Here is a 21,877-nt window from a genome sequence, read left to right as displayed (position 1 = left end):
GCACTCAGCGGACGGTGACTTGGCCGGCGTCGACGTCCCAGCGGGTGTCCAGCCGGACGTTTTCCAGCAGCCGGCGGTCATGCGAGACCAGCAGCAGCGTGCCGTCGTAGCTGTCCAGAGCCTGCTCCAGCTGTTCGATGGCGGGCAGGTCCAAGTGGTTGGTGGGTTCGTCGAGGACCAGCAGGTTCACGCCGCGTGCCTGCAGCAGGGCGAGGGCGGCCCGGGTGCGCTCGCCGGGGGAGAGGGCGCCGACGGCGCTGGACACTTGGTCGGCCTTGAGCCCGAACTTTGCCAGCAGCGTGCGGACCTCGGCCTGGCTGTAGTCCGGTACCAGTGCCTCGAAGGCGGTACCGAGCGGCTGGTCCTCCGCGAGCTGGCCGCGCGCCTGGTCGATCTCGCCGACGGCGACGCTGGCACCCAGCCCGGCGGCGCCGTCGTCGGGCTGCTGGTGTCCCAGCAGGAGGCGCAGCAGGGTGGACTTGCCGGCGCCGTTGGGGCCGGTGATGCCGATGCGCTCGCCGGCGTTGACCTGCAGCGACACCGGGCCGAGCGTGAATCCGTCGCGGCGGACGGTGGCCTGGTTCAAGGTGGCGACCACGGCGCTGGAGCGCGGGGCGGCGCCGATGCTGAACTGCAGCTGCCACTCCTTGCGCGGCTCCTCCACCTCGTCCAGCCGGGCGATGCGGGACTCCATTTGCCGCACCTTCTGCGCCTGCTTTTCGGAGGACTCCGTGCTGGCCTTGCGGCGGATCTTGTCGTTGTCCGGGTTCTTCTTCATGGCGTTGCGGACGCCCTGGGAGCTCCACTCGCGCTGGGTCCGCGCCCGGGACACGAGGTCCGCCTTCTTCTCGGCGAACTCGTCGTAAGCGTCGCGGGCGTGGCGGCGCGCGACGGCCCGCTCCTCCAGGAAGGCATCGTAGCCGCCGTCGTACACCGCCACCTTGTTCTGGGCCAGGTCCAACTCCACCACGGTGGTCACGCAGCGGGCCAGGAACTCGCGGTCGTGGGAGACCAGCACCACGCCGCCGCGCAGGCCCTGCACGAACGACTCCAGCCGGGCCAGTCCGGCCAGGTCCAGGTCGTTGGTGGGCTCGTCCAGCAGGACCACGTCGAAGCGGCTCAGCAGCAGGGCCGCCAAGGCAGCGCGTGCGGCCTGGCCGCCGGAAAGCCCGGTCATCGGGGCGTCCGGACCAACGTCCAGACCGAGTTCGGCCAGCACGGGCGGGATCCTGTCCTCCAAGTCCGCGGCCCCGCTGGCCATCCAGTGGTCCAGGGCGGCGGCGTAGGCGTCGCCGGCCTGCTTGGAGCCGGAGCCCAGCGCCTCGGCCGCGGCTTCCATGGCGGCGGTGGCGGCCGCGGCACCAGTGCGGCGGTCAATGTAGGCGGCGATGGTCTCGCCGGGAATCCGTTCGTGCTCCTGCGGCAGCCAGCCGACAAAGGCGTCCGAGGGCGCCGTGCTCACCGACCCCGCCAGCGGTGCGTCCGCGCCGGCCAGGATCCGCAGCAGCGTGGTCTTGCCGGCACCGTTGGCGCCGACCACCCCGACGACGTCGCCCGGAGCGACGGTCAGGTTCAGGTTGGAGAACAGAGTGCGGTGGCCGTGGCCGCCCGAGAGGTCCTTGGCCACCAGCGTTGCAGTCATGCCTACAAGTCTAAGGAGCGACGGCGGGTGGTCTGGACCGCGCCGGGACCCGGCCAGGAACCGCGGAGCCTGGCGGCCTGGCCCCTGGCCGGCGGGGAGGGCGTGGGCGCCGGCTGGCTATGCTGGAGAAGTCGCGTCGCAGCGCCTGGGACGGACGGAGCCCGGCCGCGTGCGGCGCCGGATTTTGTTGGACAAGCGCGAAGGCGGGATGCAGATGTCAGGGATAGTGGCTGCCCACGGGGAGTTCGATGCGACAGCGGGCGAACGGATGCTGGACCGGTTGGCGCACCGTGGACCGGATGGATCGGGGTCCCGCCGGGTGGGTAATTCCTGGCTTGGCAGCCGGCAGTTAGCCATCGTCGATCCGGAGAACGGGCAGCAACCCCTGGCCGGCCGCGACGGCGACGCCTGGCTGGTGGGCGACGGCGAGATCTACAACTACCGCCGGATCCGCGACCGCCTCGGGCGTGAGGGGTTCAGGACCCGCTCCGATCTGGAGGCCGCGCTGCAGCTGTACGAGGAGCTCGGCGTCGCCGCCTTCGAAAAGCTCTGGGGCCCGTTTGCCTTGGTGGTGGCAGGCGATGACGGGCGGTTCGTCGCGGCCAGGGACATGCTCGGTTTGTCCCCGTTGTACTGGGCACGCCGCGACGAAACCGTGCTGTTTGCCTCCGAAATGAAGGCGTTCGACGACGAGTGGCGGCCCTTCGTGGAGCCTTTTCCGCCGGGCCATGCCTGGACACCGGAGGACGGCTTGATCGCCGGACCCGTTTTCCCGGCGGGCGCCCCGGTGCTGCTCAAGAGCCGGCGGCCGGAGGAGGATCCTCCGCAGTGGGTCTTTGATGCCCTGCGCGACACCTTGGTCCGGGCGGTGGAACGCAGCCTGGAGGCCGATGTGCCGGTGGGCGTCCTGTTGTCGGGCGGGGTGGACTCCAGCATCGTCACGGCCGTGGCGGCCCGAAAGGCCGCAGAGCGCGGGAAGGTTTTGAAGACGTTCGCCGTCGGGCTGGAAGGCAGCGCCGACCTGCTGGCCGCCCGGGTGATGGCGGCCGCCGCCGGTACCGATCACCATGAGCTGGTCTACACGGCCGAGGACGCGATCGCGCTGGTGCCGCAGGTCATCGCGGAGCTTGAATCCTTTGACCCCACGCTGGTGCACAGCGCGGTGCCGAATTTCCTGGTGTCCCGGCTGGCCGCTGAACACGTGAAGATCGTGCTGGTGGGCGAGGGCGCCGACGAGCTGTTCGCCGGCTACTCGCATTACGGCCGCCATGACACCGGCGAGGCGCTGCACGAGGATCTGCTGGAGACACTCGAAGGCATGCCCATCGGCGGACTGCAGCGAGTGGACCGGGTGGCCGGCGCCCACGGGCTGGAACCGCGGCTGCCCTTCCTGGACCTGGACGTGGTGGAACTTGCCCTGGCGTTGCCGCCGGCATGGAAACTGACGGGACCTGAGCGGCCGGCCAAATGGCTGTTGCGCAAGGCCTTCGACGGGATGGTTCCCCACGAGGTGCTCTGGCGGCCGAAGGAGCAATTCGGCGAAGGCACCGGCATGAACGATGTGCTCCGCGAACACTTCGAAGCTTCGGTCAGCGAAGCGGAGCTGCAACATGAGGCCGGTGTCCTGGATCCGCCGGTGCGCACCCGCGAGGAACTGGCTTACTACCGCATCTTCGCGGCCGCCCTGCCGGGGATCGATGCGCAGAAGACGGTGGGACGTTTCGCGGAGGCCTGAGAGGCGGGCGGTTTCGGGGAGGCCCGAAACCGCAGGCAGTTTTCGCGGAGCCTGAGAAAGGGGCAGCGGCCGCCGGTCGTGGTGGCCGGCGGCCGCTGGCCGTTGTGCGGTGCGGAGGTCCGGTGGCTAACCCACCAGGCCCTGCTCCTTCAGCCACTCTTCGGCGACATCGCGGGGATCCTCGCCGTCGTTATCCACCCGGCCGTTGAGCTCGGTGATGACTTCATTGGTCAGTGCGGCGCTGATCGGTGCCATAATCTCGGCAATGGCCGGGTACTCGTCCAGGGTTTCCTGGCGCAGGGTCATGGCGCCCTGATACGGGACGAAGAATTCCTTGTCGTCCTCTAACACCGTCAGTTCGTTGGAGATGACGCGGGCATCGGTGGAGAAGACTTCACCGAACTGGCAGGATCCGCCGACCTGCGTGTAGATGAGGTTCAGGTCCAGCTCCACCACCTTGCTGAAGTCGAATCCGTACGCTTTCTCCAAGCCGGGGAGCCCGTCGTCGCGGTTGATGAACTCGCTGGCAGCACAGACGGCACCCTGGTCCGGGTTCTTCTGGATGAACGCGGCGGCTTCGCTCATGTTGGTGATGCCTTCGGCCTCCGCGAAATCCTTCTTTGCGGCGATGCGGTAGGTGTTCTCGAACGGCGCCGGTTCCAGCCAGGCGACGCCGTTTTCGGCGTCTTCCTTCGCGACGGCGGCGTAGAGGTCTTCCGGCACGTCCTCGGTGGTGTGGCCGAGGACGTTGACCCAGCCGGTTCCGGTGTAGTCCCAATAGAAGTCGACCTGGCTCGACTGCAGGGCTTCGCGCACGGTGGCGCTGCCGGAGATGCCTGTCTTGTCCTCGACGGTGGCACCGGCATCCTCGAGCGCGACGGCCGCAATCTGGGCCAGCAGGATGGATTCAGTGAATTCCTTGGAGCCCGCCGCGAAGTGCGCGCCAGCGAGCTCGCCGTCGCCTGTCGCCTCGGCGGCGTCGCCGCCGCCGCAGGCCGTCAGCAGCAAGGCCACTCCGGCACCAAACGCGGCGAACGCCGTCTTCCGTGAACTATTCGCTTTCATCATTCCTCTTTCGTCATGCAGGGGATGGCCTAGAGCCCTTTCGGGCGCAGGAAGTCTTCGGCGATGCTCGCCAGGTAGTCGATCAGCAGTGCCAGCACCGCTGTGAGCGCGGCGCCGACAACCTGGACCAGCACGCGGTTGGTGGAGAGCCCGGCAACGATGATGTCCCCGAGTCCGCCCGCGTTGATGTAGGTCACCAGGGTGGCCGTACCAACGTTGATCACCAGCGCGGTGCGTACGCCGGCCAGGATGATGGGCACCGCGAGGGGCAATTCGAGCCGGCGCAGGACACCGAACTTGGAGATGCCCATGCCTCGCCCGGCTTCGAGCACGGATTCATCGACCTGCTCCAGGCCCACCATCGTGTTGAGCAGCACCGGGATGATGGCGTAAAGCACCAAGCCCACGATGGCTGCCTGGAAACCCAGGAACAGAAATGCCACGGCCAGCAGGACCAACACGGCGATGGTCGGAACCGCCTGGCCCAAGGTCAGCAGTGTGATCAGGTAGGGGCGGACCCGGCGCATGGCCGGACGGGTGAACAGGATGCCCAGCGGCACGGCGATGACCAGCGTCAGCAGCGTCGAGACCGCGGTCAGCTGCAGGTGCCGCCCCAGGGCGGCAGCCAGGTTGGCCGGGGCCAGGGCGCGCGCCTCGATGCTGTCCAGTTCCTGCGAGCCGACATACAGGTACAGTGCGAGGCAGGCCAGCGCCAGAATCGCCGGCACCAGCAGGTAACCGGTCAGGGTCCGGCGTCGCGTCCTGGCCGGTGGCTGGACGGCAACGTCTTGGTCGTGCACCGCGTGCTGGGGTGCGGCAGCTGCCACGTCAGCCACCCGCCCGTACGGCTTCGGCCACCTCGCCCAGCCCGGCCCGGGCTCGAGCGACCGCCGTGTCCCGCATGGCCCGGATGGCCTCGTTGATCTGTTCGATATCCACCACGCCCTGGTAGACACCGTGCGAGTCCACCACGATCGTCACGCTGTAGCGGGCGGTGATGAGTTCGTTCAGCGCATCGGACAGCGTTGCCCGGGGTTCCAGAATGGCTTCCGGCGGCAGTCCGACCTCGTCCAGCGCGCGTGTGCCTGCCCGGTGCAGGTCGTCGGCACCTACCCAGCGGCGGGGCCGCCCGGCGTTGTCGAGCACCAGGAGCGCCGAGCGGTCGCTGCGCCGCAGCTGGTCCAGTGCGTCCTCGGCCGGGGTGTCCAGCCGGACGGTCGGCCACTGCGTCAGCTCGATATCGGCCACGCGGCTGAGGTTCAGCCGCTTCAAGGAGGCGCCGTTGCCGATGAAGTCGGAGACGAAATCATTGGCGGGGGCGGTCAGGATCTGCTCCGGGGTATCGTATTGGGCAATCCGGGAGCGGTCCTGCAGGATGGCGATTCGGTCGCCCATCTTGATTGCTTCATCGATGTCATGGGTGACGAACACGATGGTCTTGCGCACTTCCGACTGCAGGCGCAGGAATTCGTTCTGCAGCCGGTCCCGGGTGATCGGGTCTATGGCCCCGAACGGTTCGTCCATCAGCATCACTTCCGGGTCTGCGCCCAAAGCGCGTGCCACGCCTACCCGCTGCCGCTGCCCGCCGGAGAGCTCCTTGGGGTAGCGGTTGCGATAGGTCGACGGCGGCATGTTGACCATGTCCAGCAACTCGTCGACCCGTGCGGAAATCCGTTTGGTGTCCCAACCCAACAGCTTGGGGACGGTGGCCACGTTTTCGCCGATGGTCATGTGCGGGAACAGGCCGACTTGCTGGATGACGTAGCCGATGCGGCGGCGGAGCTGGTCCGGGTCGGTGGTGGTGACATCTTCACCGTCCAGGATGATCCGGCCGGAGGTGGGCTCGATGATCCGGTTGATCATCTTCATGGTGGTGGTCTTGCCACATCCCGACGGGCCGACCAGCACCACGATTTCGCCCTCGTAGATGTCCAGTGTCAGGTCGTCGACCGCGTTGTCCTTCTGCCCGGGAAACCTTTTGGACAGGTTCTGTAGGCGGATCTTGACCGGCCTGGGCTGGGGGGTCTGATGGTCGGATACGGTCATCGGATTCCTTTGGAGGTAGTCAGCTTGCGGACGGTGTGGAAGAGCAGGTCGAACAGGATGGCGAGGACAACCACCCCGAGGGTTCCGGCCAGAACCATGTTGACGGCCACCGGCGTGCCCACCCGGGCCAGGCCGGTAAAGATCAGCTCTCCGTAGCCTGGGCCCAGTACGATCGCGCCGATGGCAGCGATGCCAAGCAGGACCAGGGTGGTGACGCGGACGCCGGTGATGATCACCGGCCACGCCAGGGGCAGTTCGATCTTCAGCAGCCGCTGGGTACGGCTCATGCCCATGCCCTTGGCCGATTCCACGATGGCAGGATCCACTTCGCGCAGGCCGGTGATGGTATTGCGGACAATGGGCAGCAGGCCATACATCGTGAGGGCGACCACCACGGGCAGGGCGCCAAGGCCCAGAGGGCCGATGAGGAGGATGAACAACGCGAAGGAGGGGACGGTCAGGAAAGCACCGGTGACCGCGAGGACTGTTTCGCGCGGTCGTTCATGCCGATAGGTCGCGATGCCCAGGCCGACCCCGATCACGGTGGCGAGCATGACTGAAACGCCCACGAGGACGGCATGCTCGATGCCCATTTCCAGCATGTCGTCGGCCCGTTTCGCGAGAAACTCGAAAAAGTTCACACGTTCCTTTCTGCAGCCTCTGCCGGGAACAAGACACGGAGAAACTGCGGCTGGTGTGGTTTCTGGTGCCGATGTGGCAGATGCTACGACTGCCCGTAACTATAGTTGATGCCCGGCCGCGGATGCCCATCGGGCCGCCGGCAGCGGGCCGCCGCGGACGGTCAGTCGCGGATCCGGACGGCGGTTTCGCGCAGGAACTGGTCCACCCGGGTGTAGGCATCCCGGGTGAGCGCCTTCCACAGGCGCATCGCCAGCTTGGGGTCCTGCTCCTCCAGCTCCTCGATTGCCTCCGACGAAAGCACCATGAGTTCCACCGGGCCGTCCGCTTTCTCGGTGGTTTCCTGCCGGTCTTCGCTGCCCAGCGCGAGTTCGCCGAACGTCATGCCGGCGCTGAGCGTGCTCAGCTTGACCCGCCGTCCCTCCGAGTCGGCGGCGATGGTGCTGATCCGGCCGGAGACAATGAAGTACACCCCGCCAAACCGCTGGCCAACCCGCCGAACGATCTCGCCGTCTTCGTACTTCGCGGGCTCCATGCGTTGCACCAGGGCCACAATCTCATCCGGGTGGAGGGTGCCCAGGGCCAGCGAGTGTTCCACCGGCACCGACGTGGGCACGCCCAGCGGATCTCCGTAGCGGGCAATGAGGCGGTTCTCGGAGAATTCGACGGCACCGGTGCGGGTATCAAAGACCGGCACGGGCCGCCCGGTGTCGGCGAAGACGCCGGCGAGCGTGTCCTCCGGGTCGATCAGCAGCAGTTCACGGTTGTCGGCAGCCAGGTTCTCCTCCAGGCGGGCGAACATCCGCAGGGCCACGCCGCCTACTTCGTCGACGCGGCGCAGGTCCAGTACCACCAGCTCGACATCGTCCGGCAGCGAGCTGATCTCCCGGACCATTGATTCCGTGCCGGCAAACAGCAGGTCGCCGTTGAGCTCGATCAGCTGCGCGCGGTGACCGTTCTCCCGCAGCACCTCGGCCGACTCATCCGTGCGGCGAATGCCGGAGGGAACGACGGTGATGTCGTAGCTTGCGCGGATCGCGGAACGCCCCGCCCGCGCCGAGCGGACAAAGTGCATTTCCATGTCCTCGGACAGCCGCCGGCTGACGGCGATGCCGCGGACCGATCCGCCGTGGTCGTCCAGCGGCGGGGAGAAAACCGCCAGCCCCACCTGGCCGGGCAGCACCGCCAAGGTGCCGCCTCCCACCCCGGACTTGGCCGGCATGCCCACGTTGGTGACCCAGTCTCCGGCGTCGTCGTACATGCCCGAGGTCATCATGACCGACAGCACCCGTTCCACCGGCCCGATGTCCATGACGTGGTTCCCGGTGACCGGATTGGTGCCGCCGTTGGCCAAGGTCGCGGCCATGATGGACAGGTCCCGGCAGGTTACCTGCACCGAGCACTGCCGCAGGTAGTTCTCCAACGCGGTGGTGGGGTTGTCCTCGATGACGCCGAACGAGCTCAGCAGGTAGGCCAGCGCGTGGTTGCGGTCGCTGTTGCGCAGCTCGGCTTCGAACACCCGCGGACTGCTCTTCAGCCTCCGGCCGGCGAACTCCGAATACGTGTTCAGGATCCGCTTGATCGCGGACCTGCCGCCGGAGCCCTTAATCATCCCGGTGACCGCCAGCGCACCCGCATTGATCATCGCGTTGGCGGGCCGTCCGGTGCCGGCGGCGAGGGAGATTTCGTTGAACGGATCCCCGGAGGGCTCCACGTCCACTTTTTCGTCCACCGCGTCGAACCCGAGCTCGGCCAGCGCGAGCGCGTAACTGAACGGCTTGGAGATCGACTGCAGCGTGAATTCCTTGCGCGTGGTCCCCACTTCGTAGACGTAGCCGTCCACCGTCGCCAGGCAGATACCGAAGTCGTCCGGATTGACCACCGCCGAGGCAGGACCAACCAGGTAAGGCGTGCCGCCGCGGAGCTCGGAGACCTCGGCGTGCAAGGCGTGCAAGTAGCTGTCGATCGGCGATTCCATATCACCAGCGTAATTGGGAGTAAGGCGCGCCCCGGACAGCCGCCGGCCCCGGCCGCATGCCTCCTCGCGCGATCGGACTATCGCGCGATCGGACTCTTCTGCGGCGCGATGGTCACGGAGGCGACCTCTTCCAGCCCCGGGTGCAGATCGTCGCCGTCGTGCACCACGCCCTTTTCCCACCAGATCCTCAGGCCGTCGGGGGAGTCCTCCAGGCTGGCCAGGTTGTTGTCGAACCATGGCCGCTTGAGGCCCTTCCAGGTGAACGGTGGATTGGGAACCTTCGCGCCGCGGGCCACGAGCGCCCCGACGGGAGCGGCGATGCCGTAGGACATGGCCGCGGTGAAATAGCGCAGGAAGCGGGGCAGCGGGTTGCGGACGGGGGAGCAGACGACCTGGACGATCCGGCTGCCCGAGTCGCGCACCACCTCCGTCACATACGAGAAGTGGACGTCGCCCGAGAGGAAGGTGACGGTCTCCGGCGCCGGTCCGCGTCTGCCGTCGGCCACCTCCTGCACCAAGGCTGCCACCTCGCGGAAGGTGCGCTGGAAGGCTGCCCAGTGCTCCAGATCCACCGCCCGCCGCAGCAGTTCGCCGGCGGTCGCCGGCAGCTTGCCCCAGGCGCCTTCGCTGAGCGCCTCGTTCCAGGACTCGATGTGGTGCAGGCCCGTGGGGAGCAGGAACGGCAGCGAGGTCCCGATCAGGAGGTGCTTGAAGCCGCCCTGGAGTTGGCTGTCCAGCCAGGCCATTTCTTCCTCGTCGAGCAGCGTCCGCCGTTCCGGTTGCAGGTCACGGGCCGCGCGGGAGTCGAGCACGACCAGCCGTGAACCGCCGATATCGCGGGTGTAGCTCCACCGGTAGGTGTCCGGCTGCCGGTCCGCCCGCTCCGCGAAAGCTTCCAGCGCGTCGGTGAGGTCCGGTTCTCCGCCGCCCGGGTGGTTGACCACCTGCTGCCACAGTTCGTCCTGGGCACGCTGCTCCGGGGACAGGTTGCCCAGATGCTGGTAGACCCAGTAGGACGCGAGGCCGGCGACGATCCGGCCGTGCCACCAGGGCTTCTTCTCCATCTGCCGCCGCCAGGTCAGCGAGGCGTTCCAGTCGTCGCGAATATCATGGTCGTCGAAGATCATGGCACTGGGCAGCGTGGACAGCAGCCACCGGTTGGCGCCGTCCGACCACGCGAGCATGTACAGGTGGGCGTACTCGGCGTAGTCCTTCAGTTCTTTGCCGGGTGGTTCCTTGATGTTCCGGCGGGCGCGGATGAACTCCTGCATCGCTTCGGACGTCGAGTCCGCATAGACCTGGTCGCCCAGGAAGAGCAGCAGGTCCGGCCAGCCGGGTTCCGTCCCGTTCCCGTCGAGGGCATAGGGATCGGTCCCGTCCGAGGCCCCGGCGGGGGTCCCCACTCCGGCGGGGGTCCCGTCTCCGGCGCGGCTCCCGGCCCCGTCCCCGGCCGGGGCCGCGCCGTTGGCGCGGTGCAGCGCGTACGCCCGCAGCGCGTCCACGCCGTGCTGCCTGTTGCCGGTCGCGTCATGCTCGACGCTGGTGCGGCAGGAACCAAAGGCCAGCCGGAGCGGGCGTCCGGGCGTGAGGGTGCGGATGACGGGCTCCGGGTACGGCGACTCCGGCGCCGGCCAGGCCGGCACGCCGTCGACCTCCACCCGGTAGGGCGTAACGCTCCCGGGCTCCAGCCCCTCCGCCTCGACCAGCGCGTAGTGGTGGCCGCGCACGGAAAACGTGCCCGCCTGCCAGCTGCGTCCCTGAACCACGACGGCGACGGTGGCGGCTTCGCGGGTCTCCACCCAGATGCTGGCCGACGTCTGGTCCACGTAGCGCAGCATCGGTCCAAGTACCAGCGGCGATGCGGTCATGAGTCCTCCTGCCCGTCCCGACAGAACGGTGTCCCCTTGGCGCAACTCTGCCACTATCGCCCGATTGCGGAAAGAGGCTGTGTCGGGAGGATTCGTTACCGGCGCGAGCACCGCCGTCGTTATTCCCCGGCCGGGCGCTGGCCGGTCAGTGCTCCGGTGACGGGATGGCCGGGAGCGCAGGGCGGTGGCCGGTCAGTGCTCCGGTGACGGGATGGCCGGGAGCGCCGGAAGGTGGCCGGAACCGGGGACGGGCAGGTCCTGGCCCTCCCGCGGGGCGCCCTTGCCGGGGTTGCCCTCGCGTTGACCCAGGGACGGCTCGGGCAGCCCGCCCTCCAGGGGCGGCACCGCGGGGACCACGTCACGGGACGGCTTGCCCGGGGGACGTTTGCCATCCTGCCCGCCGGCATCATCGGAGCCCTTGGTTTTCTCCGCCTGGGGCCCAGGCTGCCCGGGGGCGGCAGGACTTACCGGGGCGGCGGGACCGGCAGGGGCGTCGGTGCCGGCGTCGGCCGAGCCGGAGCCGTGTTGTTCAACCGGGACCTCGCCGTCCTGGACAGCGGGGACATCGGCGGGGACTCCGGGCACGCCGTGGTCCAAGGGACCTTGTCGGCCGGTGTCGGACGGGGCAAGGAAGCCGACGACTTGCCGGACGGCGTGGTCCGCGGCTGCCCGGAAGTCAGGATTGGCGGCCGCGACGCCGGACATTCCCAGCCCGGTAGCGGCCACCGCGGCCGTGAGGACAAGGGCGCCGCGTACCGTGCGGCGACGCCGCAGCGGCACGACCTGCGCGCCCGCGGCCTGCACGCCGGCAGCCGGCGTCATGTAGGCCAGCACCTCGGGCGATGGAGCCGGGACGGGGGCTTCCCCGGCAACCCGGAGGGCCAGCAACGAGGACTCCAGCGGGTCAGAAGGAGCCAGCCCGGATTCGTCCAGCAACTGGCGGACGGCGCCGTCGGACATATCTGCGCTGTTCATACCAGGGCCTCCTTCCTTTCCAGAACGGATTTGAGTTTGAGCAGGGCACGCCGCTGCAATTGTTTAATGGAGCCGGTGGTCCGGCCCATGATTTCGGCAACCTGTTCGATCGACAGGTCGGCGACCACGCGCAGCAACAGCACTTCCTGCTGCTCCGGGTTCAGCTCTTTGAGCTGGCGTCCGACATCGCTCTCCGCGAGCGTATCCAGGACAGTTGTTTCGGCGGAGGCGACCGCGCGGGCATCGGCATCCGGGTCGTAAGGCGACAGCACTGGCTGGCGGGCCCGGCGCCGGACATCGTCTACGTAGCGGGCATGGGCGATGGAGAAGGCCAGCGTCCGCAGCCCCTGGAATCCGCCTTGCACCGACTGGATCCGGGAGAAGAGGGCGAGGAATACTTCCTGCACGGCGCCTTCGTGGTCTTCCAGGCCGCGCACCTTCAGGTAACCATTCAGCCCGGGAGCCAGCGCGGCGTAGATCTCGCTGAACGCATCTGCATTTCCGGACTGCGCCGCGAGCACGATGTCGTCGGAGAGTGATTGGGGCAAGTCGACGTTCTTTCAGACAGCGGGCGACGGGTGCGGCGCCACCAGTGTAGGCGCCGCACCCGGTACTGCGGGAATTACTGTCCGGCTTCTAACTTGACCGAAGCCGCACCACGGAGCTCGGCGCGGGTTTCCGCGGCTTCCGTGCGGGCGTCGATGGCGGCCTGGGCCTCCGCGTTGGCGGTGACGGGCAGTTCCGGGACGGCAGGGACGGCCGGAGTAGCAGGCACGCCCTCGGCACCCGGGATGGCCGGTGTTGCCGGGACAGCCGGAGCCACGGCGGCACCCGAACGCAGTTCGGCGGCTGCACCGTTCTCCTCGGTGCCGGCCTCTCCCTCTGCACCCAGCGCTGCGTCAGCCTCTGCTCCGTCTACGCCCGCGGTGACGTCGGCCTCGGCGTCGCCTGCGGCTGCGGACCGGACTTCCGGCACAGCGGGGGTGGCCGGGATGGCCGGGACTGCGGTCTCACCCTCGTTGGCGGGGACGGCCGGGGTGGCCGGGACCGCGTCAGTGGTGACGGCGGTCTCCGAACCGCCGGCGGCGGTCAAGGCGGGTGCTGCCACGGCTGCTCCGGCGCCTCCGACGGCGATGACGGCGGCCAGGGCGGCTCCCTTGGCGGGCAGGCTAAGGGTGCGGAAACGGTTCGACATGAATCTCCTCAAAGGTTGCTCGGCACGGCTGCGGTGCTGCCACCGCGGCGCGCCCTTACACCTGCCTAATCGAAGGACGAGGGTGAAAGGTTACGCTTTCGTGATTCTCGGGAGAAACATTTTTCACGGGAAACGCCGGTGGCCGGGGCGTCACGCCCCGGCCACCGGCGTTCTACCAGCTAACGGACTCAGTAGGCCTTGACCCGCTGTTCGACCACCAGATGGATCAGCGCGAAGGTCTTGTCCTCGTCGATGGCCTTCAGCGCGGCCGCGAGGGCGGCAGGTATATCGGCGTCCTGCTCGACCTTCACCCCGAAGCCGCCGAAAGCCTGGGCCATCAAGGCGAAGTCGGGGTTCTTCAGCTGGGTGCCGGAGATGCGCTCGGGGTACCAGCGTTCCTGGTGGGTGCGGATGGTGCCGTATTCCTGGTTGTCCATGACGATGACCAGCGGGGTGGCGCCGTACTGGGCGGCGGTCGCCAGTTCCTGGCCGTTCATGAGGAACTCGCCGTCGCCGGCGATGGTCACCACGCGACGTCCCGGGTGGGCCAGCGAGGCGGCGATGGCCGAGGGGACGGAGTAGCCCATGGAGCCGTTGCGTGCCGACAGCATGGAGGCGTAGTCGTGTGTGGGGAAGTAGCGGTGCGCCCAGTTGGTGTGCTCGCCGGCGCCGAGGGTGACCATGGCGTCGCGCGGCAGGCCCGCAACCAGGTTGGCCATCATGGTGTCCATCCGCGCCGGTCCGTCGGTGGGCTCGGCCGGCGGCAGGGCGGCGAACTTGACCTGCTCGCCGCGCATGCGCTGGGTGAAGTTTTTCCACTCTTCCTTCAGCGGCAGGTCCATCATGACGAGGTCGCGGACGAAGACGTCGGGCTTGGCCACGATCTGGTAGGAGACGGGGCCGGAGCGGCCCCGCAGCGACGGGTCGATGGTGACCAGGAAGTTCTTCTTGGACCAATCCTGGCGGACCAGGAAGCCGTCGGTGATGACATCGCCCGGGACGGTGCCGACGAAGACCAGCAGGTCGGTTTCCTCGAGCAGGTCGTAGGTGGGCTTCGGCCGGCCGTAGCCGATCGGGCCCACATAGGAGGGGGAGTCGAAGGGGATGGTGCCCTCGCAGCGCCATTCGACGGCGGCCGCTATGTGGTGCTCCTCGAGCCACGTCGTGAGTGCGCTGGACCCTTCCTGGGTCCAGTCATTGCCGCCGACCACGAACAGCGGCTTCTCGGCTTCCTTGAGCGCGGACTTCAGCGCCTTCCAGTCCGTGACCGTCATGCCGCCCTGCGCGACGGGGATGACCGGGTGCAGCGTGGCGTCCACTTCTTCGCGGATGACATCCTCCGGGAGGCCGACGACGACGGGTCCCGGCCGGCCGCTCATGGCAGCAAACATGGCCTCGGCGACGATTTCGGACGCCCGCTCCGGGTGGTCCAGCACCATGACCCGCTTGGCGCCGGTGTCGAACCAGGATTTGATGTCGAATTCCTGGAATGCTTCGCGGTCACGGTGCTCGAAGGGGATCAGGCCCACGAACAGCACCATGGGCGTGGCGTCCTGCCAGGCGGTGTGGAGGCCAACATGCGCGTTGGCCGCGCCGGGCCCGCGGGTGACCATGGCGATGCCGGGCCGCTGGTTCATCTTTCCGTCCGTCTCGGCCATGTAGGCCGCGCCGCCTTCATGGCGGCAGACGATGGTGTCGATGCTGGAATTGTGGAGTCCGTCCAACACTTCCAAATAGCTCTCGCCGGGAACCACGTACGTTCGTTCGACGCCGTGCGCCATCAATGAGTCGACAATGATATGCCCTGCCGATTTGCGGACCGGCTGCTGCTGCGCTGCGACTGCGACCGCTTCCATTTGATCCTGTGTCACAGGAGACCTCTTTCACCTTTGAATCGAACTCGTCCGCGGCATTCTTCTCGTGCGGGTGCACGGTTCCCGATGAACGCGCTTGAGCAAAAGTACATGATGGGGTGTGTTATGGCAGCGTCCCTGTGACATGGCGAGGTAACGAAAGTGACGTGGTTCGCATCGTCCGGTCGGGGCGTGCAACCTAAGTTGGACTCCGGCGGCGCCCTCCGGCCCACAGGCTCGGCAGTGCGGACCCGCGGCGGGGCTTGTTCCAGGCCAGGGGTGGCTGCTGCGACCGTTCTCAGACGCGGCGGTGGCGGGACACGAAATCGGCGCAGCCGCGGATGGCGCCCGCCGCCAGGCAGATCAGGCCCAGCATGGCCAGAACCAGCGCATTGCCCGCTATGCCGATGAACAGCAGGAGCGCGCCGGCCAAAGCGAGCAGGGTCGCCGCACCGACGATGTGGCCGAAGACCATCACGCCGCGGGCAGACAGGGAACGGGCCAGGCGGGGGTCGTCGTTCTCCAGTTGCTGCCCCAGCCTGTCCAGGCGCTGCCGTTCGTCATCCGATAGAGACATTCCGACCTCCTCGGGCTCCGCGGCGCCGCAGCTGGGGCCGCGCCGGACACCGTATAAGACAAATGTAGCCTCGGGATGCCCTCCGGGGGTATGGGCTGGGGCCAAGCGAGGGCTGATTCGTTACCGGCGTGCCGGCGGTCCGGGTCGGTTTTGCTGGAGCCTCTAGGCCAGTGGTACCTTGATCCGGATAAATCTGATTTATTGACGAGAGATTGGTCACCAAATCAGATGTAATGAAGCGTCTGAGGAGTTCTGACCCATGTCTCTGCAATATCCCCCGCTGGTGGTCATGGGCGTCCAAGGATGCGGAAAATCTACGGTGGGCAGCGCCGTCGCCGAGCACCTGGGCGTGGAGTTCGTCGACGGCGACGACCTGCACAGCGCGGCGAACAAGGAAAAGATGGCCTCGGGGCACCCGCTGACCGATGCCGACCGCGAGCCCTGGCTGAGCGCCATCGGCCGCGTGATGGCAGACAAACTGGCGGACGGAACCTCAACCGTCGTCGCATGCTCGGCGCTGAAGCGTAGCTACCGCGACCTCATCCGCTCCTTTGCGCCGCAGACCCGGTTCATCCACCTCACCGGCAGCCAGGAACTGATTGCCGAGCGGATCAGCGGGCGCGACCACGAATACATGCCTCCGACGCTGCTGGATTCGCAGTTCCAGACGCTGGAACCGCTCGGCGAGGACGAGGCGGGACTTGTGGTCTCCGTCACCGATTCGCCCGAGGAGATCGCGGCGCTGGTGGAGAACTACCTGCGGGACCCGGCCGGCTCGGCGGGAAGCTAGCGCCGGCGGGCGGGAAGCAACTGAACCAACAACTGAAACGGTTAAGCCGATAACCCATCGGACGACCGTCCGATCCAACGAAGGACAATGATGACCGAACTCGAGCTCAACTGGACGTTGGGCACGGCGGGCCTCCTGCTTGTCGCCGTAGCAGCCATTGCGCTGCTGCTGGTGCTGATCATGCGGTTCCGCGTGCACGCCTTCCTGTCGCTGATTATTGTCAGCCTGCTCACCGCAGTGGCGACCGGCATTCCGGCCGCAGACATTATGCCGACCCTCCTCGGCGGCTTCGGCGGAACCTTGGCCAGCGTGGCCCTGCTGGTCGGCCTGGGCGCCATGCTCGGCCGCATGCTGGAGGTCTCCGGCGGCGCGGACGTCATGACGCAGGCGTTGATCAACAAGTTCGGTGAGAAGCGTGCGCCGCTGGCGCTCTCCGTGGCGTCGCTGCTGTTCGGTTTCCCGATCTTCTTCGACGCAGGCCTCGTGGTCATGCTGCCGATCATTTTCACCGTGGCACGACGCCTGGGCGGATCGCTGCTGACCTATGCCTTCCCCGCAGCCACAGCCTTCTCCGTCATGCACATCTTCGTGCCGCCGCACCCGGGTCCCGTGGCCGCCACCGGCCTGCTGGGCGCCGACGTCGGACTCGTCCTGATTCTGGGTCTGGTCATTGCCATCCCGACCTGGTACCTGGTGGGCTACCTGTTCGGCCACTTCCTGGGCCGCCGGTTCAACATCGCCGTGCCGGACATCCTCGATGCCCCGAAGGGTTCGGTGGAAAACGAATTCCGCTCCTCCCCGAAGCTGGGCACCATCTTCTTCCTGCTGCTGCTGCCGCTGCTGCTGATCTTCCTCAACACCGGCCTGAACATGCTCGCTACCGCCGAGGTTGTCTCGCTTGAGGACACCTGGGTGCAGGTCCTGCGCACGCTGGGTGAGACCCCGGTCGCGCTGCTGATCACCGTGCTCCTGGCCATGTGGCTGCTGGGTCACCGCCAGGGCAAGAAGCACAGCCTCGTCGAGACCGTGGTGGACAGTGCACTGGGCCCGGTCTGCTCGATCATCCTGATCACCGGCGCCGGCGGTATGTTCGGCGGCGTGCTGCGCTCGAGCGGCATCGGCAACGCGATCGCGGAGTCTCTGGACGCTATCGGCTTGCCGATCATCGTGGCCGGCTTCGTGATTGCCGCCGTCGTCCGTGTGGCGCAGGGTTCGGCAACGGTGGCGCTAACCACCGCGGCCGCTCTGGTCCAGCCGGTAGTGATGGGCAACCCCGAGTTCAACCCGGTGGAACTGGCCGCGATTGTGCTGGCGCTGGCCGCCGGCTCGGTGTTCGCCGGCCACGTGAACGACTCGGGCTTCTGGCTGGTCAGCCGGTTCTTCCAGATGGACACTAAGACCACGCTGAAGACCTGGACCGTGGGCCAGGCGCTGGTGGGCGTCGTCGGTTTTGTCCTGGCACTGGCCATCTACCTGATCGCCACGAACTTCTAGTACAACCTTGGACAACATGGACGGGGCGGCTGCGGCCGTCCCGTCCGCATTTGGAGCGTAAATGACTGTGAACCTGTTCGACATTTCCTCCCGGGTGGCGCTGGTGACCGGCTCCAGCCGCGGGATCGGCAAGGCGATCGCCCGCGGGCTCGCCGCCGCGGGCGCCGTTGTGGTGCTCAACGGGCTGGATGAGGAACGGCTGGAAGGCACCCGTGCGGAACTGGCCGCCGAGTTCGGCGGGGACCGTATTTTTGCCCGGGCCTTCGACGTCACCGACGCCCAGGCGGCGGCCGACGGCGTGGCCTGGGTCGAGCGCGAAGTGGGCCCCCTGTGGGTGCTGGTCAACAATGCCGGCGTCCAGCACCGGGTGCCGATGCTGGACCTGGACGTGGACGACTGGGAGCGCGTGCTGCGCACCAACCTGACCAGCGCGTTCCTGGTGGGCCGCGAGGCCGCGCGGCACATGATCGAACGCGGCGCCGGGAAGATCATCAACATCGCGTCCGTCCAGACCGACCTGGCCCGTCCGACCATCGCCCCTTACACGGCGTCCAAGGGCGGCATCCGCAACCTGACCCGGGCGATGACCGCCGAGTGGGCCAGCCAGGGACTGCAGATCAATGCGATCGCCCCGGGCTACATCCACACCGAGATGACCCAGAAGCTGGTGGACGACGAGGCGTTCAACTCGTGGATCCTGGGCCGCACCCCGGCGCACCGCTGGGGCACCGTGGAGGACATCGTGGGACCGGCCATCTGGCTGGCCTCCGACGCCTCCAACTTCGTGAACGGCCAGGTGGTGTTTATCGACGGCGGCATGACCACCGTCGTCTGACCCGTCTGACCGTTTGACCCGTCTGACCCGTCTGACCCGTCTGACCGGCCTGCGCGGCTGTCCCCGGTCCCCGGGCCGCCGGCGCAGGCACCCAAGGCGGCGCACCGCCGTCGTCGTTTTGCAGCACCATCGAAAGGCAGTTTCCATGACCTCCCTCCCAGCACAGTCCCTCGGCGTTGTGGCCCACGCGGCCGGTGACCTGCGGGTCGAACCGGTCGCGCTCGCGCCGGCCGGGCCCGACGAAGCCGTGGTCGAGATTGCCTACGGCGGCATCTGCGGGTCCGACCTGCACTACTGGCAGCACGGCGCTGCCGGCGAGTCCATCCTGAAAGCGCCGATGCTGCTGGGCCACGAAGTGGTGGGTACCGTGGCAGCGGCCGCCGCCGATGGCAGCGGACCGGCTGCGGGCACCGCCGTCGCCGTGCATCCGGCGACGCCCGGACCGGGTGACGGATCCAGGTATCCGGAGGACCGCCCGAACCTCTCGCCGGGCTGCACCTACCTGGGCAGCGCCGCACGTTTCCCGCACACCGAAGGCGCGTTCGCCCGCTACGTCAACCTGCCCACGCGGATGCTGCGGGAGCTGCCCGCCAAACTCCCGCTGCGGCGGGCCGCCCTGGTGGAGCCGGCCAGCGTGGCCTGGCATGCCGTCGCGCGCGCCGGAGACGTGGCCGGCAAGCGCGTGCTGGTCATCGGCTGCGGCCCGATCGGCGCCCTGATTATAGCGGTGCTAAAGCGGGCCGGCGCGGCCGAGATCGTCGCCGTCGACATGCACGAAAAGCCGCTGGACATCGCCCGTGAAGTGGGTGCCAGCCGCACGCTGCTGGCGACCGATGCCGAGGCGATCGCCGGGGTCGAAGCAGACATCTGCCTGGAGTCGTCCGGCAACCATCACGGCTTGGCGTCGGCCGTGCGCGGTGCGGCCCGCGGCGGCCGCGTGGTGATGGTGGGACTGCTGCCCTCGGGTGAGCAGCCGGCGCTGATCTCGCTGGCGATCACCCGCGAGCTGGAGCTGGTGGGTTCGTTCCGCTTCAACGACGAGATCGATGAAGTGATCGCGGCGCTGGCCGACGGATCGCTCTACGCGGACCCCGTGATGACGCACGAATACGCCGCGGCCGACGCCCTGGAGGCGTTCGGCATGGCGCGGGACTCGTCGCAGAGCGGCAAGGTGCTGCTGCGGTTCAGCGACGCGGAGTAGCCGCCGGGGCGGCAGGCACGGTGGCGCCGGCGGCTTCGAACAGTCGCGGCTCGGACTCCCAGACGCTGCGTACTTCCTCGACCGTCCGCCGCATGATCTGGTCCATGGCCGCCCGGGCCGCTTCCGGGCGGCCGGACTGGATGGCGTCCGCGACGTCGACGTGCAATTGCAGCGCTTCTTCGTGCGGGTGTGCGGGCATCAGCCCGTAATCGGTGCGGCCACGCAGCACTTCGGCGATCATCGAGTGCATCTGCGCGAACATCTCGTTGCCGGAGGCTGCCAGCACCAGCGTGTGGTAGTGGATGTCCAGCTCCAGGAACTGCTGCAGGTCCCCGGCCCGTCCCACCGCCCGCATCCTCGCCGCGACGGCCATGAGTTCCGCCGACATCTCCTGCGGCGAATGCTGCGCGGCCAGCTCGGCGGCAGCCGGCTCGACGGCGGAGCGCAGCTCGGTCAGCGAGCGCAGCTGGACGCCCTTTCCCTCCCCGGCCAGGCGCCACCGGATCACCGAGGGGTCGAACTTGTTCCAGTGCTCCGGCGGCAGGACGCGGATGCCGATGCGCTTGACCGACTCAACGAGCCCCAGCGACTGCAGCACGCGCACGGCCTCGCGCATCACGGAACGGGAAACGCCGAGCTCGGCCTCGAACTGCCCGGCATGCGCGGTGGCACCCGCCGTCAGATCACCGGAGACGATGCGCTTGCCGAGCGTCTCGATGACGAGGCTGTGCAGGCGCGAACTCATGCGCGCAGAAGGATAGCGGTCACGCGTTCATTCTATGGGGGCCCGGCGAGCGCACCCGGCTGTGTTGCGGACGTAGCCGGGGCCAACCGGCAGGATCTAGGGCCTTCGCGGCGGAAGGATCGGCCCCGGGTCGGGGAAGGGGCCGGGCTGCGGTTGCGGCGGAAGGGGCTGTGGCCCCGGGTCCGGCGGCGGCTCCGGCCGTTCGGGCGTGGGCGGCGCGTAGGGATCCGGGTTCGGCTCCGGCCGTTCGGGCGTGGGCGGCGCGAAGGGATCCGGGTTCGGCTCCGGCGGGAACGGATGCCTGGGCCCCGGCTCGTTCGGGTCGTGTGCCGGCTCCGGCGGCGGTGGAATTGTCACGGCGTGCCTCCTTGGGCAGCGGTACGGTAGGCCTGCTGCCTGCCACGCTACAACTGTGTCCCGGGCGTCTCAAGGATCGTTCCCGCTGTCCTCGATGAGGGCCAGCAAGTCCTCGGCGACACGGTCGGGGGCGTCCCAGAGGACCGTGTGCCCGGCCCGGGGGTAGTGGTTGCGCCGGGCGGAAGGGATGGCATCGGCGAGCACGTTCTGCTCGGCGGCGCCGAGCAGGTCGTCGTCGTCGCCCCACACCACGAGGGCCGGTGCCCTGACGGCCTCCGGTGGCGGGGGTGCGGCGTCGGCGAGGCCGGCCAGCGTCTGCTGCCAGACGCGGGCGGGAATTTTGAGCGCGTCTGCCAGCACCGCCTCCCGGACGGCCCGGGGTCGGCCAGCAGAGTGAAGGACTCCACGAAGGCGCGGACGTTGGCGGGGTGGATGGGATCGCGGAACGCCTCGATGGTGGGGGCGAAGGGCGCGCGTCGCTGGTGCAGGCTCAGCGGGGAGCCGATGAGCATGAGGGCCCGGACCCGCCCGGGCTGGTCGACGGCGAAACGCCGCGCGACATAGCCGCCGCTGGAATGGCCGGCGATCGCGGCGCGTGGGACGGCCAGGGCGTCCAGGAAGTCGCCAAGGTCGTTGCTGAAATCCTCCAGCCGGTAGCCTGTGGGGGGCTTGTCCGAATCGCCGTGCCCGCGGGGGCTGAGCGCTATCAGCCGGAGCGATTCCGGTAACCGGCCGAAGAGCGGGACCCAGAACCGCCAGGAATCCCCGTAGCCGGGAACCAGCAGAACCGGGGTGCCGTTGCGGGAGCCGGACTCGGCATACGCGAGGCGGAGTCCGTTGGCGAGACGGGCGCAGCGTTGGCGGGGGTGCATGGCCGGACCC

At 68.3% G+C, this 21,877-nt stretch carries 19 protein-coding genes; 5 read left to right on the top strand and 14 right to left on the bottom strand.

Features of this window, described 5'->3' with window-relative positions:
* Window positions 1-4: 4 nt before the first annotated feature.
* Window positions 5-1,642, bottom strand: coding sequence for an ABC-F family ATP-binding cassette domain-containing protein (locus tag AC5RVD_RS07760; protein ID WP_494126571.1), 1,638 nt, complete (start codon window positions 1,640-1,642; stop codon window positions 5-7).
* Between the two features lie 214 nt (window positions 1,643-1,856).
* On the opposite strand from AC5RVD_RS07760, the gene asnB reads away from it, so the two are divergent.
* The gene (gene asnB, locus AC5RVD_RS07755; protein ID WP_494023545.1) at window positions 1,857-3,377 is read left to right on the top strand and encodes an asparagine synthase (glutamine-hydrolyzing); all 1,521 of its coding nucleotides are present in this window, start codon (window positions 1,857-1,859) and stop codon (window positions 3,375-3,377) included.
* Between the two features lie 126 nt (window positions 3,378-3,503).
* On the opposite strand, the gene AC5RVD_RS07750 is transcribed toward asnB, so the two are convergent.
* The 11 genes from AC5RVD_RS07750 to AC5RVD_RS07700 form a co-directional block, all read right to left on the bottom strand.
* Window positions 3,504-4,442 (bottom strand): glycine betaine ABC transporter substrate-binding protein, encoded by a 939-nt coding sequence (locus AC5RVD_RS07750; RefSeq protein WP_494111706.1) that lies wholly within the window; start codon window positions 4,440-4,442, stop codon window positions 3,504-3,506.
* Between the two features lie 29 nt (window positions 4,443-4,471).
* Window positions 4,472-5,269, bottom strand: coding sequence for an ABC transporter permease (locus AC5RVD_RS07745; protein WP_494111707.1), 798 nt, complete (start codon window positions 5,267-5,269; stop codon window positions 4,472-4,474).
* A 1-nt stretch (window position 5,270) separates the two neighbouring features.
* Window positions 5,271-6,488, bottom strand: a complete 1,218-nt coding sequence (locus AC5RVD_RS07740) for an ABC transporter ATP-binding protein (RefSeq protein ID WP_494126570.1) — start codon at window positions 6,486-6,488, stop codon at window positions 5,271-5,273.
* Window positions 6,485-7,129, bottom strand: coding sequence for an ABC transporter permease (locus AC5RVD_RS07735; protein WP_494122505.1), 645 nt, complete (start codon window positions 7,127-7,129; stop codon window positions 6,485-6,487). Before AC5RVD_RS07735 ends, AC5RVD_RS07740 begins: the two co-directional genes overlap by 4 nt.
* 161 nt (window positions 7,130-7,290) lie before the next feature.
* Window positions 7,291-9,105, bottom strand: coding sequence for a glutaminase A (gene glsA / locus AC5RVD_RS07730; protein WP_494111710.1), 1,815 nt, complete (start codon window positions 9,103-9,105; stop codon window positions 7,291-7,293).
* Window positions 9,106-9,182: 77 nt separating this feature from the next.
* Entirely contained in the window at window positions 9,183-10,973 is a 1,791-nt protein-coding gene (locus AC5RVD_RS07725) for an alkaline phosphatase D family protein (protein ID WP_494126569.1), read from the bottom strand.
* A gap of 192 nt (window positions 10,974-11,165) precedes the next feature.
* Window positions 11,166-11,948: a hypothetical protein gene (locus tag AC5RVD_RS07720; RefSeq protein WP_494126568.1), complete on the bottom strand. Its 783-nt coding sequence runs from the start codon at window positions 11,946-11,948 to the stop codon at window positions 11,166-11,168.
* The gene (locus tag AC5RVD_RS07715; protein ID WP_494126567.1) at window positions 11,945-12,496 is read right to left on the bottom strand and encodes an RNA polymerase sigma factor; all 552 of its coding nucleotides are present in this window, start codon (window positions 12,494-12,496) and stop codon (window positions 11,945-11,947) included. The genes AC5RVD_RS07720 and AC5RVD_RS07715 overlap by 4 nt, the downstream gene beginning before the upstream one ends.
* Window positions 12,497-12,570: 74 nt before the next feature.
* Window positions 12,571-13,143: a hypothetical protein gene (locus AC5RVD_RS07710; RefSeq protein WP_494126566.1), complete on the bottom strand. Its 573-nt coding sequence runs from the start codon at window positions 13,141-13,143 to the stop codon at window positions 12,571-12,573.
* A gap of 188 nt (window positions 13,144-13,331) precedes the next feature.
* The gene (locus AC5RVD_RS07705) at window positions 13,332-14,999 is read right to left on the bottom strand and encodes a thiamine pyrophosphate-dependent enzyme (protein ID WP_494126740.1); all 1,668 of its coding nucleotides are present in this window, start codon (window positions 14,997-14,999) and stop codon (window positions 13,332-13,334) included.
* Window positions 15,000-15,294: 295 nt separating this feature from the next.
* A complete protein-coding gene (locus AC5RVD_RS07700; RefSeq protein ID WP_494111715.1) occupies window positions 15,295-15,573 on the bottom strand; it encodes a DUF3040 domain-containing protein in 279 nt (92 codons plus the stop codon).
* 259 nt (window positions 15,574-15,832) lie between these two features.
* Between AC5RVD_RS07700 and AC5RVD_RS07695 the strand changes: the two genes are divergently transcribed.
* From AC5RVD_RS07695 to AC5RVD_RS07680, 4 genes are all read left to right on the top strand, one after another.
* Entirely contained in the window at window positions 15,833-16,363 is a 531-nt protein-coding gene (locus tag AC5RVD_RS07695; protein WP_494111716.1) for a gluconokinase, read from the top strand.
* Window positions 16,364-16,450: 87 nt separating this feature from the next.
* Window positions 16,451-17,857, top strand: coding sequence for a GntP family permease (locus tag AC5RVD_RS07690; RefSeq protein ID WP_494111717.1), 1,407 nt, complete (start codon window positions 16,451-16,453; stop codon window positions 17,855-17,857).
* A gap of 61 nt (window positions 17,858-17,918) precedes the next feature.
* The gene (locus AC5RVD_RS07685; RefSeq protein ID WP_494111718.1) at window positions 17,919-18,692 is read left to right on the top strand and encodes an SDR family oxidoreductase; all 774 of its coding nucleotides are present in this window, start codon (window positions 17,919-17,921) and stop codon (window positions 18,690-18,692) included.
* Window positions 18,693-18,837: 145 nt separating this feature from the next.
* Window positions 18,838-19,893 carry an L-idonate 5-dehydrogenase gene (locus tag AC5RVD_RS07680; protein ID WP_494111719.1) on the top strand — a complete coding sequence of 352 codons (1,056 nt, stop codon included), beginning with the start codon at window positions 18,838-18,840 and terminating at the stop codon, window positions 19,891-19,893.
* On the opposite strand, the gene AC5RVD_RS07675 is transcribed toward AC5RVD_RS07680, so the two are convergent.
* Together AC5RVD_RS07675 and AC5RVD_RS07670 are read right to left on the bottom strand one after the other, a co-directional pair.
* The gene (locus AC5RVD_RS07675) at window positions 19,877-20,638 is read right to left on the bottom strand and encodes a FadR/GntR family transcriptional regulator (RefSeq protein WP_494111720.1); all 762 of its coding nucleotides are present in this window, start codon (window positions 20,636-20,638) and stop codon (window positions 19,877-19,879) included. The two genes, AC5RVD_RS07680 and AC5RVD_RS07675, sit on opposite strands and share 17 nt — an antisense overlap.
* A gap of 404 nt (window positions 20,639-21,042) precedes the next feature.
* Complete coding sequence (locus AC5RVD_RS07670; protein ID WP_494126565.1) at window positions 21,043-21,867, bottom strand: alpha/beta fold hydrolase; 825 nt, start codon at window positions 21,865-21,867, stop codon at window positions 21,043-21,045.
* Window positions 21,868-21,877: the final 10 nt, after the last annotated feature.

This window comes from Arthrobacter sp. THG-b23, from assembly GCF_059091265.1.
Note: the sequence above shows the minus strand (reverse complement) of the source record. Positions and strands in the feature narration are given on the sequence as shown.